Raw genomic sequence first — 16,579 nt, forward strand, 5'->3', positions numbered from 1 at the left:
TGCGCGTATATTTATTTTATCACGTTAATTCTTAAATTCCAAAATAGTCTTTTCCACAACTCTGATATCAATAGGCTTGGTAACATGGGCGTTCATTCCTGCATCAAAGGCCTGCTGAACATCATCTGCATAAGCATTGGCTGTCATCGCTATGATAGGTATCCTGTGAGCCCATTCGCTGTCTAGCGCCCTGATGGCAGCTGCTGCCTCATATCCGTTCATGACAGGCATCTGGATATCCATAAGGATCATATCGTAATCACCTTCGTTGGCAGCCTTGAACATCTCAACCACTTCCTGTCCGTTGACGCCACGGGTAACAGTAGCTCCGTACATATCCATAAGCTCTGTGAGGATGTCTGCATTGATATCATTGTCCTCGGCAGCAAGGAACTTCATGCCCTCAAGAGGATTCTTAACCTCCTCTTCTTTTTCTTCTACTACATTAGTAAGCTCTTTTATAGTCTGCTTCAGGATGTACGGGAATACAGGCTTTTGCAAAAGCTCATTTGCTCCTGCTGCCATGATCTCATCCTGAACCTGATCATAAAGGGATGTCACAGCAATGATAAGGCTGTTACTGCTCTTACTCTTGGCTCTGATATTCTTTATAAGCTCGGCCTGAGTCATATCCTTGATATTATCATCTATGATCATCATGTCAAAATGCTTGTTTTCTTCTGCCAGCTCATCAATGAACTTAATCGCCTCAAATCCAGAGTAAGCTGCTGTCACATCCAGATCTTCATTGGCAAAGTTGTTCCTGTGAGCCTCAAATACCTTCTCTTCATCGTTTACCACAAGAAGCGATCTGATTCCATGGGCGGTCCAGAAATCAACCTCCTCCAGATCCACAGCCTTAAGACGAAGGTTAACAACAAAGGTACTTCCCTTTCCTTCTTCAGACTCAACCCTTATAGTTCCGCCCATGAGCTCAACAAGACTCTTTGTAATGGCCATGCCAAGTCCTGTTCCCTGGATAGTCTTTGTGGCGCCCTTCTCCTCTCTCGAGAATGCATCAAAGATCTTGTCCTTGTACTCAGGCTTCATACCGATACCATTGTCGGCAATTGTAAACTTCAAATTCTGGAAGCCCTCTGAGGATGAGGAAGACTCCTCGATAGTAAACTCAATCTTTCCTCCTTCAGGAGTATATTTAATGGCATTTCCAAGAATATTCATCAGGATCTCATTGATCCTTTGCTTGTCTCCCATAAATACATCATGCTGAATGTTTTCAGCCTTCATGATATATTCCTGGTTCTTTGCTTTAGCCTGGAAGCTGATAACCGAATTGATCTCTTCAAGCACCAGACCCAAAGGCATTTCCTGGATATCCAGCGTGGTCTTTCCACTCTCGATCTTACTCATATCAAGAACATCGTTGAGCAGAGCCAGAAGATTATGGGATGCAAGTGATATTTTATGAGTATACTCTTTTACCTTATCAGGCTCATCTGCATGCTTCTCAATAAGCAGATTGAAGCCGGTGATGGCATTCATAGGAGTACGGAAGTCATGGGACATATTTGCCAAAAAGCTCGTCTTAGCTTTGTTGGCTGTCTCCGCAGCATTAAGCGCTTCCTGAAGAGTATGATTCCTTCTGATCTCCTGAGTTCTGTCATAGAGAGCCACAGCAAGTCTCTTACCGCCATCATCTATAGTACATACTATGATTCCACGATAATACAGATGCTCATTGGTCTTCACATTGGCGAACCGGATCTCTTCAAGTACCACCTCTTCGCCAGTCTCCATGGCTTCTGTGATCACGTCATTAAGCCTTCTGTCTTCACCCTCACGCTGAGCCTTGACCACATTCCTTATATCAGCTTTTAGCTCATCAAGAGGTATTCCAAGAACCGCCTCTGCATTGGCGGTAATAAAGCTTGGCTCAAAGCTGCCCTCATTTACCACAGCAAGAATATCGTTATTGTTTTCAACCACAAAATCGAAGAGCCACTCTCTGTAATGGATGTCATTGTCCTTGAGCTTTAGCTGCTCCTGGTTCATCCTGTCGATCTCAAGCACCATCTTAAGGAGCGTATCTGCCATCTCCTTCATGGAGGTGGCCAGCTGACCGATCTCATCAGAGTGAAGGTCAACATCCTCTACGTAGAAATTACCTCTGGTGATCTCTCCGGCCACTGCTGTCAGCTTATTTACACGTCCGCTAAGATTATTGGCAAATGCTGTTCCTATGAACAGGGCCACCAGGAAAAGAGCTATTGCAATCACAAGGACAGATGCCAATATTTTGAAAACATCTGCAGTAATCTCACGTCTGTCAATATAGTAATAAAGCGTCCATCCGTTGCTTGTATGCTCCGAGGGGCAGAGGAAGTAATCATTTGTAGTAACAAAGGATTTTATGTCTCCGCCTTGGATATGCTCAACTATCCTGTTATCCAGGTCGGAATCCTCAATTTCTCTATGGTTGATCTCGTTTCCCTCGCTATCAAGGATAATTAGACCGTTCTCAAGATAATTTGACTGCTGGACAATGGAAAAGAAGGTTCTTTCATCTACTTTTAGAGCTATCATTCCGATTCGCTTTGAAGAGGTTGCAGAATCCACCAGGGCTTTGATCAGATAAACGCCGCCCTCACCATCTGTGACCCAGGTAGCAGCATATTCCTCATTGGAGAGCTCATACCATTCCTTTTCCTTGTCTGTTTCAGGTTGCAAAAGGAAATCTCCCATGTGTTTTTCTTCAATGAGATGGGTATAAATAGCGATAGATTCAATATTGGTATCACTACTTAGGTAGTACCAGATCAAAGGCTCAATTGTGTCGTTCAGCTCTTCCGTCAGTGTATAAGGATCTACCAGTCCTCTTTCAAGGGCCTTTCTGAAGGAATCTTCATAGGAAAAGAACTTTACAACGTCATTTTCTTTTTTGACATTACTTTCTATTCCATGGGAAATAACATCAACATTACCTTCCATGGCAATCTTGGTCTGCTTAATAAGATTAGTTCTTGCAACCAGATAGGAATAGGTACCCAAAATCAGGATAGGGATAACAATTAGAGCTGTAATAGTCCTGATAAGGGTTTTCTTTATGCTGTCTGCATAGCTAAATCGGCCAATTCTACTCATATTTTCTTGCCTCATCCGTTTTGAAGTATGTCTTTTACCAGTGCATCAACGTTATCAAATGCGTCTTCCATGGTTTCCCTGTTAAGGAGCACCTTTTGAAGCTCTCTGCCAAGTTTATAGTGAACCTGCTTATTCAGTTCAAAACTCCAGTCCATCCAGGGCGTAAATACCAGTCCGTCTCTGTAGCAGCTCTCTATGCCTCTGAATTCATCTCCGTTTTTGAATGAAGTATCCTTTAGATAGGTTTGACTTCCGGGCCTGTCCTTCCAAAGAGCCATCTGACCCTCGTAAGTAGTAAGTGATTCAACCACCTCTTTTGCCCTTTCAGGGTTCATGGAGTTTGCGTTTATTGCTATACCCACATCACAGCCACCTATGATAGCTTTTCTTGCTCCGTTTGTGCCATAGAAAGGTAGTGTACCAATATTCATATCAGGGTTGGCTTCAATGACAGCCTTATAGATATCCGGACCTCCTACTATCATGGCAGCCTGTTCTCCCACGAACTTCTCCACCGCAGTCCTGTTATCGATGACATACATTTTCTTGGTAAGTATCATATGGGTAAGTAGTTCTTCCCAGTCACCCATATAAGGGTGCAGCTCTTCCTGGAAGGTTGTCCTTCCATACTGGAGCCTACCTCCAAAGCCGCTTCCTCTGTCGGTAGAGAAGTAATTGGCAGAAAGAACGCCCAGGGCACTGTCAGCCACATCATAAGGATCCTCAAGGCTTGCTATTACAGGCTGAACTCCGGCAACAAGCCTAAGGTAATCACAACTTGCCAAAAAACTCTCAAAAGAAACCGGTATGGGCGCCTTTGCTTTCTCAAGAAGGTCCTTATTGTAATAAATACACACAAACTGGGAAGTGTTTGGCACAGCATATACTGCATTTCCATACTCAAAGGCCAACCTTCCTTCATCTGTAAAATCACCGCACATATCTGTCAGATTAAGGATATAACCTGTCCTTGCATGCTTTTCTGCCATCTCCTGGTCCACATAGATTATGTCAGGAGCCCCTTTATAGGAAAGCTTTGAGTCCATAATGGGCTCATAGTTACTCTTTGCAATATATTCAAATTCAAATTTGTAATCAGGAAATGTTTTGACCAGATAGGCCTTTAGATATTTCAGATCCTCCTGGGTGTACCAGGAGCCTATACGAATAATATTGTCTCTATTTTCGGTATTTACCGCAGCAAAAGACAAGTTCGCTTTACCGGACCATGAACCCAAAAGCGCACCTGTCATGATTGTTATTGTGGAAATGATACTTACAAAGATCTTCCTTAGCTTAACGCCTTTCATCTGTTCCCTCATAAGAAAATCGAAAGTCCGCTTATCTTACCAGTATCTTTGTTATCTCCCCAATATACATATAGTGATAATCACCATCTTTATAGACCTCATCCACTATGGAATCGTCTATAAAACCCTCTTTTTCATACAGCTGTTTATAGAGTACCCTGCAGGTGATGACATTATCTGCCTCATCAATAAAAGGGATACCCTCGTAATAATTTACGTTAAGCCTTGCCCCTGCAATCTTGTCCTCATCGCGGCCGGAAACAGCCTCCATGTACTTTAATGCTCCCCTGTAGTCATTCTTGTTAAGAAAACTTATGGAGAACTCTCCGGAAGCATCAAGAAATTCCTTTGTATATCTGCTGGAACGCACATAAACAATGACAACTCTCTTACCCCATAGATAACCAACACAGCCCCAGGAGCAGGCAGTAGAATTGACCTTATCTCCATTGGCAGCTGTCACCAGCATCTTTCCGCCATCAAAGGTAAATGGTCCTTCATCCACTTCTTCTGGGTTAACGGGCTGAAATACATGAATAGGCATAGGTATCCTCCATCTGTTAGAAGTCTCTTATCTTATCCTCTTCTGTCAAACCGGTGTTCTCAATATTCGTTATGGTAACATCATACGAAATTTCATTACTTACTGTAATAGTAACACGTTCACCCACCCTATGTCCAAGCAATTGTTTGCCAAGTGGTGATTCTATGCTTATAAGACCTTTTAGAGAATTCTTTCTCATGGTGGTCACGATCTTATAGGTCTCTACAGAGCCGTCATCCTCCATCCTTAAGGTTACCGTCTTATTGACTCCAACCTCGTCCTCCTTGGACTCGTCATCAATGACTCTGGCAGTCTTTACCATCCTCTCAAGGAATCTGATCCTGCTCTCATTCTGGTTCTTCGCTTTTTTAGCTGCGTAGTACTCGAAGTTCTCAGACAGATCCCCATGAGCTCTTGCCTCTTTTACATGCTCCAAAAGCTCTTTTCTCACAACCACTTTGCGGTGTTCGATTTCTGCCTCCATGTCTTCAATGTCTTTTCTGGTAAGCTCGTTATTCATATTGTCCCCCTGATGTTAGTAGTAAAAAAGAAGGGTAAAGCCGGTGGCTCTACCCTTCCAAAGAAATTCTTTATTTTCCGTATCAAGCCTTGCCAACTGATCCGAAGAGTTCCATCTTCTCCTTAACTGTAGCCTTGATAGCCTCAGCACCAGGAGCAAGAAGCTTACGAGGATCAAATCCCTTGCCTTCAAGATCCTTGCCTGCCTCAACGTACTTACGTGTAGCATCAGCAAATGAAAGCTGGCACTCTGTATTAACATTGATCTTTGAAACGCCAAGATTGATAGCTTTCTTGATCATGTCTGCAGGAATTCCTGTGCCGCCGTGAAGAACAAGTGGCATAATGCCTGTCTTCTGCTGGATAGCATCAAGAACGTCGAATCTGAGTCCTGGCCATCCCTCTGGATACTTACCATGGATGTTACCGATACCTGCTGCAAGCATATCTACACCAAGATCAGCGATTCTCTTGCACTCATCAGGATCAGCGCACTCACCCATACCAACAACGCCGTCCTCTTCGCCACCGATTGAACCAACCTCAGCCTCGATTGAAAGGCCAAGCTGATGAGAAACATTTACAAGCTCTGATGTCTTTGCAACGTTCTCTTCGATGTCATAGTGTGAACCATCGAACATGATTGATGTGAAACCAGCCTTGATGCACTTGTAGCATCCTTCGTATGTACCATGATCAAGGTGAAGAGCTACAGGAACAGTGATTCCAAGGCTCTCGTCCATAGCCTTAACCATTGCTGCAACAGTTGTGAAGCCTGTCATGTACTTGCCGGCACCCTCAGATACACCGAGGATTACAGGAGACTTAAGCTCTTCAGCTGTTAAAAGAACTGACTTTGTCCACTCAAGGTTGTTGATGTTGAACTGGCCAACTGCATAGTGGCCTTCTTTTGCTTTTACAAGCATGTCTTTTGCGGATACTAACATTTTGTTTCTCCCCTTTGTTCGTAGATTTGATAGTTAAAGATATTATATACTCGTTGCTTTGAAAAATAAAGCAAGAACCTCATATTTAGTCGAATTTGAAGAAGTTGTCTGACCAGAATTCCTCGTCACTTACTGCCTCGAAACTGTTGTATCTGAGAACATAACCTGTGTTCCTTGACATTGTCAGGCACATAACGCCGTCCTTAGCAGTTTTTGTGGTTGGTGCAGTATCAAATCCGGTTCCATCTGAAACCAGAAGCTGCTTGAACTTTGCATTCCTTGGAATACCCAGTGGCCATACCTGTATGTCCCTTGTAACCTCAAAACTATTGTTGTTTATAGCTACTATTATTGCAGCAGTTCTGTTGAATCTTCCGTATATGATTATGTTATTCTCTGCGTAAAGTTCCCTTATTGAACCGGTCTTCAGCTCAGGGCAGGCCTTGTGGATCCTGATCATCTCCTTGTGGAAACGGATCATCTCCTTGTCCTCATGGCCCCATGGGTAGGTTCTCCTGTTGTCAGGATCGGTAAATCCGCAAACTCCCGCCTCATCGCCGTAATAGATAGTTGGCGCTCCCGGCCATGTAAACTGCACTATAACAGCCTGTCTCATCTGATACTTCTTAATTCCGGTATCTGCTGACGCTGACATAAGGGTGTCACATCTTCCAACCTTCTGGCTGGTCCTTGTTAAAAACCTGGAGTGATCATGGTTTGACAGCTCGTTCATTGAGGTGTAGAGAGATGGCATGGAAAAGTTCTCTCCTGCCTGATAGAGCATCGTGTCAAAAAACTCCCTGGCATTTCCCACACGGATTGGCTTAAACTCGTCACTGTGCTTATCCATACCTGTAAGGAACCAGGTAAGTGGCTCCATGAAGGCGTCATAGTTCATGACAGTGTCCCATTCGCCTCCCTTAAGCCATTCTCTGGCAGGACCATAATGCTCCGCCAGGATTATCGCCTGAGGGTTAGCTTTTTTGACTTCCTGTCTGAATCTCTTCCAGAAACGGTGATTATACTCCGCAGAGTGTCCCAGATCTGCTGCCACATCAAGTCTCCAGCCATCTGCGTTGTAGGGCTCAGATACCCATTTCTTTCCGATACCGATTATATAATCTTCAAGCTCTTTTGAGCCCTCGTAATTAAGCTTTGGAAGTGTGTCGTAGCCCCACCATCCATCATAGTTTCCGTTATAGGGCCACTGATCTCTGGAAAAAGAGAAGTAGTTTCTATAGGGGCTTTCTCCGGAAATATAGGCGCCCTTCTCATATCCCCTGGCATCCTCGTATATTCTCTCTCTGTCCAGCCACTTATTAAAGGATCCGCAGTGGTTAAATACTCCGTCCAGGATTACCTTGATATCCCTTTTATGGGCCTCTTCCACCAGCTTGGCAAAGAGTTCGTCGCTGGCCTCAAGGTTCCTTTTTGAGGTCACCCTGGAGATATACCTGGAAGCCTTCTTGTTGCTCTTTTCAAATTGAGGAAGTATATCACCGTCATCCTCAATAATCTTTCCGAAATGAGGATCTATATGGTCATAATCCTGAATATCATATTTATGTGAAGATGGAGATACAAAAAGAGGATTAAAATAAATGACATCTATTCCCAGGTCCTGAAGGTAATCAAGCTTACTGATAACTCCGGCAAGATCACCACCATAGAACTCACAAAAGTCGGTCTTTGGGTCCGGATACTGGTTCCAGTCATCTACCTTTTTTGCAGATAGGCCGTTGTAAGAATACTCCCCGTTCATTACATCGTTGGATTCATCCCCATTGCAGAATCTGTCTACAAAAATCTGGTACATTACTGCACCCTTTGCCCAGGCGGGAGTTGAAAAGCCAGGTATTACCTCAAACTTCATGCTCTCAAAAATGTCGTGAACCGGTCCTCGCTTGTCATAGCGGATAAAGCTGCCATCCTTGCCTGTTATCTCAAAGTAGTATCTGAAGGGATCCTTACCAATATTTACTGAAATATCGAAATAATCAAATCCATTGTCTGTCTCGGAAAGCTTCATTTTCCGATGTTCCTGTCCCCACACCAAAAGAACCTGGCTTGCTTCTGACTGGGCACATCTGAATCTGAAATCAGTAATACGCCCAACATCCGGCTCGGCAGGCCTTAGGTAGTCCAAGGTCATATCGTGAAATAAAGCATCGTAATTCATATCGTTTCCTTTAAATATCTGAGTATAGCAAAAAAGACAGCGGGTAAGCTGTCTTTTTAGAGAAGGTATTTCTTTCTTATGGGGTATAGCAAAAAACTATATAATGTATTGGGGGGTTACGCTTATTATACTAGCACCCGCCTATACCCGCGTAAAGACTAATACTTCACAAATTTGTCAAAAACAGCTGATAGTTTTTGTGAATATTGCACAATTATATTTCCACATTCAGGTCTTCGGCAGAGGGCTGATCCTCAAAAAGAGCTTCAAATTCCTCTCTTCCGATCTTTTCCTTCTCCACTAAAAGCGCTGCGCTCTTATGAAGAACATCCTCATACTGGAGGATTACCTCTTTTGCCTTCTGATAGCATCTGTCGATAATGCTCTTTACTTCCTTATCGATCTCGCCTGCCACAAGCTCTGAATGCTTCTTGGAATGTGAGATGTCATATCCGATAAATACATCTTCCTCGTTGTCATCGTAGCTCACAACGCCTATATTATCTGACATTCCATACTTGGTAACCATACTTCTGGCTTCCTGGGTAGCTTTTCTGATATCGCTGGAGGCGCCAGTGGTGATATCTCCAAAGATTATCTCCTCAGCAATCCTTCCGCCAAGTGAAACCATAATATCCTGAAGCATCTTGCCCTTAGTAAGGAACATTTCGTCCTTCTCAGGCAAAGGCATTGTATAGCCTGCTGCTCCAAGACCGGTAGGTATTATTGAAATGGTGTGTACAGGACCTGCATCCGGAAGTACATGCATAAGGATCGCATGTCCGGCTTCGTGATAAGCAGTGATCTTCTTGTCCTTTTCTGATATGATCCTGCTTCTCTTCTCGGTACCAATTCCCACCTGAATAAAGGCCTTGTTGATATCAGCCTGTCTGATAACCTGTCTGTCATCAACTGCTGCATTAATGGCAGATTCGTTGAGGAGGTTCTCAAGGTCTGCTCCGGTAAAGCCTGCTGTGGTCTGTGCCACCTGCTTGATGTCCACATCATCTGAAAGAGGCTTGTTCCTTGCATGGATTCTGAGGATATCCTCTCTTCCTCCAACATCAGGTCTCTGAACAGTGATCTTTCTGTCAAATCGTCCGGGTCTTAAAATAGCCGGATCAAGAATGTCCACACGGTTTGTGGCAGCCATTACAATGATGCCTTCGTTTACTCCAAAGCCATCCATCTCAACAAGGAGCTGATTCAGGGTCTGCTCCCTCTCATCGTGTCCGCCGCCCATTCCGGTTCCACGTCTTCTTGCTACAGCATCAATCTCATCTATAAATACAATACAAGGTGAATTCTTCTTAGCATCAGCAAACAGGTCTCTTACTCTGGAAGCACCTACGCCGACAAACATCTCAACAAAGTCAGAACCGGAAATACTAAAGAAGGGAACTCCTGCTTCTCCTGCAACTGCCCTTGCCAAAAGAGTCTTACCTGTACCGGGAGCGCCTTCCAAAAGAACACCTTTGGGGATCCTTGCTCCAACCTTGGTGAACTTATCAGGGTCTTTAAGGAACTGAATGATCTCATAGAGCTGGTCCTTTTCCTCCTTAAGGCCTGCCACCTCATTGAGAGTAATTGTATTTTCCTCTCCGTTGGTCATTCTGGCGCGGCTCTTTCCGAAATTCATCATCCGGTTGTTACCGCCTCCGGCGTTCTGGGCATTGGTGAACAGCGTAAACATAAAGACCATGACAATAAGCCCCACGATAATGGGGATTATTCCGGTAATAAGGATATTGTCTGAAGGAACATCCTTGACCTCAACATTTATGCCGTTGGTAGAAAGGTAAGTCTCGATCAACGACACATCTGTTGAATAAAAGACTACGTCATCGCTGCCGTCATTAAAGCTGACCCTCACCGATCCGGTGGGCGTCTCAGCATTAGGCGTGATAGTAACAAACCTTACCCTCTGGGCTGTAACGTCGCTCTCAAGGGAGTTTCTTGAATAGGTTGTGGCGTTGGTATTAACCAGTCCTCTTCCATACTCCAGCAGCACTACAGCCACAAGAAGGATTATTACAAACACAAAAATGGAATTAAAACTCTTTGAACGATTCAACTTCGCTCTTATCCCCCTTTAACAAAACTCTTCACACAATCAGTTAAACTCTACTACTCCAATGTAAGGAAGGTTACGATATCTCTGATCATAATCAAGTCCATATCCCACAACGAACTCATCAGGGATCTCAAATCCTGTGTAATCAACCTTTACATCTGTAACTCTTCTCTCAGGCTTATCAAGGAGAGTGCACAGCTTGATGTCAGCTGGTCCTCTGTCTCCAAGCATCTTGATAAGATATGACAGAGTCCTTCCGGAATCCACGATATCCTCTACAATGATAACGTGTCTGTCCTTAAGAGGCTCATCCAGATCCTTAACAATCTTTACTACACCACTGGACTTTGTTGAACTTCCATAGCTTGAAGCAGACATAAAATCCATGGTTACGGGTACTGTGATGCGCTTTGCAAGCTCACACATGAAGAACACACCGCCCTTTAAAACGCAAACCAGATGAACGGTCTTCCCAGCATAATCCTTACTGATTCTCTCTCCCAGTTCTTTGATCTTCTGATCAACCTCTTCCTCTGATAATAACTCGCGTACAGATTCAGCCATTAGTATTTCCTCCATTAGTGATTTTTATAGCTAATATTCTTTTAGTATCTTTACTGACTTTAGCATTGTCGCCCATCCGATATCCCGGAATCCACAATATCTTCTCTCCATCAGCAAGAAGAACCATCCTGTCCCTAAGATCCTGCGGAACCTTTTCATCAGTCATGAACTTTCTCAGTTCCTTCCTGTGAAGACCGTCTTCCTGCTCCAGTAAGATCACATCCTTGGGTTTCCTTGTACGAAAAGCGACTGTTTCTATTCTATCATAATCGAACCATTTCGTATACGTTTCCCGGGGTGGTTCCTTCTTGCCATCATAGAGAAACTCAGCAATTGTGGCCATTCCGAAACCAGGGATTTCTATCTGAGTTTCCTTGCCTGGTGCTACCTCAACGGGTATTTCGTCAAAGGCCCCGTTCTCGTTTTCCTTTGGTCCTATCGATAACTTGTTATAACTTCGTATTGCAATAAGTCCATAGGGCAGGTCTGCGCTGGCTGTTCCAGCCAGATTCTCCAAAAGTCCCAGGACCATCTCCACATGTACGGCTGCAATATCCTTCCTTCCGGGCACAAGCTTTTCAAAGCACATAAGAATCACGTTCTGCCTGATGACCTCAGGCTCCTTTAAAAGCTCTTCGCAGTCAAAGCTAAGCTCTTTCCCATCAGTCGTTACCAGCCGTTCATATGCTTTTTTTGCGAAGTCTCTGATAAATTCATCTGCCTTTTCAAAAGACGCTGCTGCCCTTGCAATATGCTCCACGCTCCTTGGATTTATGTCCCTTTCCATCGCAGGGATTATGGTGTTCCTTATAATATTTCTCGTGTGGGTATTTTCAAGGTTTGTCTTATCCGTGCAAAAAGAGATATCTCTTTTTGCCAGGTACTCCTCAATCTCACTTCGGCTCACACATAAAAGGGGTCTGATTATATTGTCCCTGACCGGCCTTATACTGCTGCCTCCATGTAGTCCTGTGCCCCTAAGAAGGTTCAAAAGAAGTGTCTCCGCCACATCATTTTCATGGTGTGCTACAGCGATATACTGCGCTCCAAGGTCCCTGGCATACTCATTAAAGGCCTCATACCGTACCTTTCTTCCGGCTTCTTCCTCAGTGAGCTTAAGCTCTTTTGCCATTTCAGGTACATTTACACTGACAATTTTGCATTCAATGCCGCGGCTTTCGCAGAACCTTTGGCAAAAGCTCTCATCCTCAAATGCTTCTTTTCGTATCCCGTGGTTTACATGGAGTGCATAAACCTTTATGCCAAGGATATCTTTAATATCCCACAAAACATTTAATAAAGCTGTGGAATCCGCGCCACCAGAAAAGCCCACCACCACAGTTTCTGTACCGGTGAGCATGTTGTTTTTTCTTATGAAATTCAATACCTTTTCTGTAAACTCGTCCATAGCTCTTTTTGTCATATAAAAACGCAGACCCCATACGAACAACGTAATGATGTCTGCGTCATTGCCACATAGATCAACTAGTTATCCGTATTCTTAAAGATTATCTCCCCCGGATAAACCAGCCCCAGCTTCTCCTTTGCTGTGTCCTCTATATATTTACGCGTCTGCGTATATCTCTCGAAGTCTGCGATCTCTTCGCTGCGAGCATTCTCATACTCGATCTGCTCTTCGAGAGTCTCCTCACGGGCCTGTAATTCATTGGCTTTCTGCAAAAGACTGATGCTCTTGATTGACACTACTGTCACAAGAATGAGCACCACAATGCTAGCCCAGACAATTCCAGCCCGGTTTTGAACACGACGCCTTTTATAGCGTGCTCTGGTTGCCATATTTCACCCCACTCACAAATAAAATAACACTTAATATCTCTAATTATTGTAATACAGCCGTTTCCGGGCTGTCAATCAGATGTATCTGTAGAGATTTGTCACATCTTCCTTGTGGATTGTCTCCTGAACATCAAGTACTTCTACAGAAACATCCTTGTTCCCAAAGCCTATGGTTATCTTGTCTCCGACCTTGACCTCAGCTGATGCCTTGGCAGGTTTTCCATTGATCTGTACTCTTCCTGCATCACAGGCCTCGTTGGCAACTGTCCTTCTCTTTATAAGTCTGGTTACTTTTAAATACTTGTCTAATCTCATTTCATCCGCCCGAAGCAGCACTTGCTGCGTCTGTGGCTTCCTCCTTACTATTTGATGATCCGGTACTAGCCCCTTCTGATGGACTATCCTTTGATTCTTCTGTGTTATTGGTGCTTCCGCTTGTTGCCACGGTGCTGGCATCCTCACTTGATGTTGTGGTATCAGCAGTGGAAGAAGCCCCGGTTCCGCTGGAGGTATCTCCTGTGGATGCCCCATCTGTTGAAGATCCTTCCTTTGATGAAGAACCATCTGTAGCCGAAGTTTCCGCTGAAGAAGCATCTGTTGAAGCTCCTGTACCACCTGATCCCGAGTCTCCCGTAGTCGCAGAATCTCCGGTAGATGCAGAGCTGCTGCCTGACGAATCATCAGTACTTGCTGATGAAGCGCTGCTGGATGCACTGCTTGATGAGCTGCTGTCTTCGGACTCTATCTTAACAAGATCCGGGAAGGTATAATTCAAATCCACTTCATCTGAATCAACATTTATCCTGTAGCTCTTGGTCTCATATCCATCCTGTTTAAGTATGACCTCATGGGTTCCGGATATCTTTGTTACGCTTGTGGGGATCATACCAATATATCCCCCATCAAAGTAAAGCTCTGCTCCGTATGGCTTATCAAAGTAAAGCTTGTATCCGTCAATTACCTGATTGGTGCCCTTTTTCTTTTCATCGGATGAGTTGGCACTTACTGTTGAAGCAGTAGATGCAGCAGAACTGGTTATTGAAGATACATCTCCAACGCTGACTCCTATGCTGTTTGCAGTGGAGCTTGCGCTTGCAACATTACCAATATCACCGACAGTACTGCCTGTTGTTGAGGATCCTGAAGATCCAGACTCTGCTTCCAGCTCAATGCTTATGACAGACTTAGGTGTACCGATCTTCAGATATTTATCCTGAGTAATATATCCATCAGCCATTATCTTAAGGCTGTGGTATCCGTATCTTATTGACTGTGGAACGTCTGTCAAAACCTTCTGACCGTCAACAAAGACTTCCGCATGATCCGGAATGATCTCAAAGGTAACAAGTCCTTCCTTAGGTTTTGTGATGTTCACGTTGCTTGTGTCAACCACCGTTTCCTGGTTTCGACTGATATTGACTTCAGACTGGTAATTTGCACCATTTCCCAGTATCTGCAGGTTGTAATCTCCTTCCGGAGCGCTAAGCAGCATGTTGGGAGATATCTTGTAGATAACTTCATTATCGAGTTCTATCCATGCGCCCACCAGACTGTGATCCTCTACAGTATCTGAGGAAAGACTCACATACCCGTGGCCTCCTGTCACCATAACGCTGTAAATATCTTTTCCGATTCCGCTTACGGTAACTGTATCAGTGGAAAGTACATCCTCAGCAAGAGCCAGGGCTCCATCAGCCATAACAAGGGTCCTTGCATCTATCTTGTAGATCTCGCCCTTTACCTTAGCTGTGCCATCTCCCCTTACAAGCTCATGATCTCTGGTGTTTTCCACCACCCAGGCATCCTTCGACACATTTAAAGTGGTTATATGTTTGGTGCTTTTTAAGAAGGTCACATCAACAATTTGTCCCACTTCAAGCAGAGAGGCAGAAAGAGCTGTACCCCTGGCATCATAGATCATGCTGGTATTGTCATAGTTTAAAGTATAGGTTTTACCTGTGGAATGATTGCGAAAACGAATCTGTTTTCTGACAGTATCGATATCCCTTATGGCAGCAGTATCTGCAGAATCGTACTTGCCGATCAAAGAGACACTGACCTTGTCAGCGCTCTCACCTGCCCATACTATGCTCTTTGGCGAAGAAACCAGCATTACTGCCACCAGGAAAAGAGCTGGTAATGTCCTGTAAAATTGTTTCGATCTTTTCATTTTCCCCTCGATTCAACAATCCTTTTTGAACTCACTTAGGCGCTCCGGCTCTAGCAAATACTCCTTTGTGTTGTGGGTCGGCTCATCAATCACATCCTTTAGCATATTGCCAAGGATCTTCCCAAGTTCCTTCCCGGGATTTACACCAAGTTCAATAAGATCCCTGCCATTTACAGCCAGAGTCTTTAAACTGGTGCAGTCCTTTCTTTCAATCACTTTTTCATACACAGCCTTTGTATCCTCTATGAGCTTAAGCTTTTCTTCCCTCATATAGGTACTCTGGGCCATTGTATCCGCATACTGTATCTCAAAAAGGAGCGGATAATCCTCTTCTCCAACCCTGTGGATCTGCCTCCTGACATTCTTTTCCGTGGCAGGGAACCTGTCATCATGGTAAAGGATCAGGTTGCAGACACGATCCATGGTGTCTCTGTCAAACTTAAGGCGCCGAAAAATACCATGAGCAATCTTCTTTCCTTCCTCTGCGTGCCCATAGTAATGATTGATGCCCTTTTCATCTATACTTATTGTAGCAGGTTTTCCCATGTCATGCATCAGCATTGTGAGCCTCAAAACCCTGTCAGGCCTGATATTTTGAAGTGTTGCTATGGTGTGTTCACCAACACTGTACATGTGATGGATATTATTTTGCGGAGTTTCCATGCATCTGTCGAACTCCGGCAGGATCTGCTTCGTTATCCCAAGTTCATAGGCCAGTCTTATCTTTTCCGGATGATCAGACAAAAGAAGCTTTACCAGCTCTGTCTGTATTCTCTCCGCGCTGATATTCTTAAGATTTGGAGAAAGCTCTTTTACCGCATCCCTTGTATCCTGCTCTATGTCGTAATCCAACTGAGCTGCAAATCTCACTGCCCTCATTATCCTCAGGGCATCCTCGGAAAACCTCTCCCTGGGGCTTCCCACGCACCTTATTATCCTGGCGTTTAAGTCTTCCACTCCGCCAAATCTGTCGATGAGACCTTCCTCATCGTTGTAGGCCATGGCGTTTATGGTAAAATCCCTTCGCTTCATGTCCTCTGTAAGGTCTCTTGTAAAGGTCACTTCGCTTGGGTGCCTTGAATCCTCGTACTTGCCATCTATCCTGTAGGTGGTAACTTCGTAGCCTTCCTTTCCCACCATTACAGTCACAGTTCCATGTTCTATCCCGGTGTCGATAGTTCTTTTAAAAAGCTTTTTCACCTGAACCGGAAGGGCATTTGTAGTGATGTCCCAGTCCCCGGGCTCTCTTCCAAGAAGGGCATCCCTAACACATCCCCCAACAACGTAGGCCTCATACCCTGCCCGGTGCATGGTATCCAATATCATCTTTGCATTCTCTGGAATAGTTATCTTCATACCTTCATAATATAATT

At 44.3% G+C, this 16,579-nt stretch carries 13 protein-coding genes; all 13 read right to left on the minus strand.

The window, feature by feature from the left end; translation table 11 throughout:
- Window positions 1–24 precede the first annotated feature (24 nt).
- The 13 genes from BO18_RS07440 to BO18_RS07500 all read right to left on the minus strand — a co-directional run bounded on the left by BO18_RS07440 (window position 25) and on the right by BO18_RS07500 (window position 16,562).
- Entirely contained in the window at window positions 25–3,102 is a 3,078-nt protein-coding gene (locus tag BO18_RS07440; RefSeq protein ID WP_051688563.1) for a hybrid sensor histidine kinase/response regulator, read from the minus strand.
- Between the two features lie 11 nt (window positions 3,103–3,113).
- Entirely contained in the window at window positions 3,114–4,412 is a 1,299-nt protein-coding gene (locus BO18_RS07445) for an ABC transporter substrate-binding protein (RefSeq protein ID WP_034444995.1), read from the minus strand.
- Between the two features lie 31 nt (window positions 4,413–4,443).
- Entirely contained in the window at window positions 4,444–4,956 is a 513-nt protein-coding gene (locus BO18_RS07450; RefSeq protein WP_034444997.1) for a flavin reductase, read from the minus strand.
- A gap of 16 nt (window positions 4,957–4,972) precedes the next feature.
- On the minus strand, window positions 4,973–5,476 hold the full coding sequence (locus BO18_RS07455; protein WP_034445000.1) for a GreA/GreB family elongation factor: 504 nt from the start codon (window positions 5,474–5,476) through the stop codon (window positions 4,973–4,975).
- Between the two features lie 82 nt (window positions 5,477–5,558).
- Complete coding sequence (gene fba, locus BO18_RS07460; protein WP_034445002.1) at window positions 5,559–6,422, minus strand: class II fructose-1,6-bisphosphate aldolase; 864 nt, start codon at window positions 6,420–6,422, stop codon at window positions 5,559–5,561.
- Window positions 6,423–6,507: 85 nt separating this feature from the next.
- A complete protein-coding gene (locus tag BO18_RS07465) occupies window positions 6,508–8,601 on the minus strand; it encodes an alpha-glycosidase (protein WP_034445004.1) in 2,094 nt (697 codons plus the stop codon).
- 214 nt (window positions 8,602–8,815) lie between these two features.
- Entirely contained in the window at window positions 8,816–10,675 is a 1,860-nt protein-coding gene (ftsH, locus tag BO18_RS07470; protein WP_034445006.1) for an ATP-dependent zinc metalloprotease FtsH, read from the minus strand.
- 39 nt (window positions 10,676–10,714) lie between these two features.
- On the minus strand, window positions 10,715–11,239 hold the full coding sequence (gene hpt / locus BO18_RS07475; protein WP_034445009.1) for a hypoxanthine phosphoribosyltransferase: 525 nt from the start codon (window positions 11,237–11,239) through the stop codon (window positions 10,715–10,717).
- A complete protein-coding gene (gene tilS, locus BO18_RS07480) occupies window positions 11,232–12,662 on the minus strand; it encodes a tRNA lysidine(34) synthetase TilS (protein ID WP_051688564.1) in 1,431 nt (476 codons plus the stop codon). The genes hpt and tilS overlap by 8 nt, the downstream gene beginning before the upstream one ends.
- A 62-nt stretch (window positions 12,663–12,724) precedes the next feature.
- Window positions 12,725–13,036, minus strand: a complete 312-nt coding sequence (locus BO18_RS07485) for a septum formation initiator family protein (RefSeq protein WP_034445012.1) — start codon at window positions 13,034–13,036, stop codon at window positions 12,725–12,727.
- 75 nt (window positions 13,037–13,111) lie between these two features.
- Window positions 13,112–13,351, minus strand: coding sequence for an RNA-binding S4 domain-containing protein (locus BO18_RS07490; RefSeq protein ID WP_034445013.1), 240 nt, complete (start codon window positions 13,349–13,351; stop codon window positions 13,112–13,114).
- Between the two features lies 1 nt (window position 13,352).
- Window positions 13,353–15,206 (minus strand): PEGA domain-containing protein, encoded by a 1,854-nt coding sequence (locus tag BO18_RS07495; protein WP_081860951.1) that lies wholly within the window; start codon window positions 15,204–15,206, stop codon window positions 13,353–13,355.
- Between the two features lie 12 nt (window positions 15,207–15,218).
- Window positions 15,219–16,562 (minus strand): CCA tRNA nucleotidyltransferase, encoded by a 1,344-nt coding sequence (locus BO18_RS07500; protein WP_034445019.1) that lies wholly within the window; start codon window positions 16,560–16,562, stop codon window positions 15,219–15,221.
- Window positions 16,563–16,579: the final 17 nt, after the last annotated feature.

The sequence above is a fragment of the Butyrivibrio sp. AE2032 genome, assembly GCF_000702965.1.

What these genes read in the sequence shown, in the direction of transcription:
- BO18_RS07440 (WP_051688563.1), bottom strand. Translation starts at nt 3,102, where the DNA reads ATGAGTAGAATTGGCCGATTTAGCTATGCAGACAGCATAAAGAAAACC.
- BO18_RS07445 (WP_034444995.1), bottom strand. Translation starts at nt 4,412, where the DNA reads ATGAAAGGCGTTAAGCTAAGGAAGATCTTTGTAAGTATCATTTCCACA.
- BO18_RS07450 (WP_034444997.1), bottom strand. Translation starts at nt 4,956, where the DNA reads ATGCCTATTCATGTATTTCAGCCCGTTAACCCAGAAGAAGTGGATGAA.
- BO18_RS07455 (WP_034445000.1), bottom strand. Translation starts at nt 5,476, where the DNA reads ATGAATAACGAGCTTACCAGAAAAGACATTGAAGACATGGAGGCAGAA.
- fba (WP_034445002.1), bottom strand. Translation starts at nt 6,422, where the DNA reads ATGTTAGTATCCGCAAAAGACATGCTTGTAAAAGCAAAAGAAGGCCAC.
- BO18_RS07465 (WP_034445004.1), bottom strand. Translation starts at nt 8,601, where the DNA reads ATGAATTACGATGCTTTATTTCACGATATGACCTTGGACTACCTAAGG.
- hpt (WP_034445009.1), bottom strand. Translation starts at nt 11,239, where the DNA reads ATGGCTGAATCTGTACGCGAGTTATTATCAGAGGAAGAGGTTGATCAG.
- tilS (WP_051688564.1), bottom strand. Translation starts at nt 12,662, where the DNA reads ATGACAAAAAGAGCTATGGACGAGTTTACAGAAAAGGTATTGAATTTC.
- BO18_RS07485 (WP_034445012.1), bottom strand. Translation starts at nt 13,036, where the DNA reads ATGGCAACCAGAGCACGCTATAAAAGGCGTCGTGTTCAAAACCGGGCT.
- BO18_RS07490 (WP_034445013.1), bottom strand. Translation starts at nt 13,351, where the DNA reads ATGAGATTAGACAAGTATTTAAAAGTAACCAGACTTATAAAGAGAAGG.
- BO18_RS07495 (WP_081860951.1), bottom strand. Translation starts at nt 15,206, where the DNA reads ATGAAAAGATCGAAACAATTTTACAGGACATTACCAGCTCTTTTCCTG.
- BO18_RS07500 (WP_034445019.1), bottom strand. Translation starts at nt 16,562, where the DNA reads ATGAAGATAACTATTCCAGAGAATGCAAAGATGATATTGGATACCATG.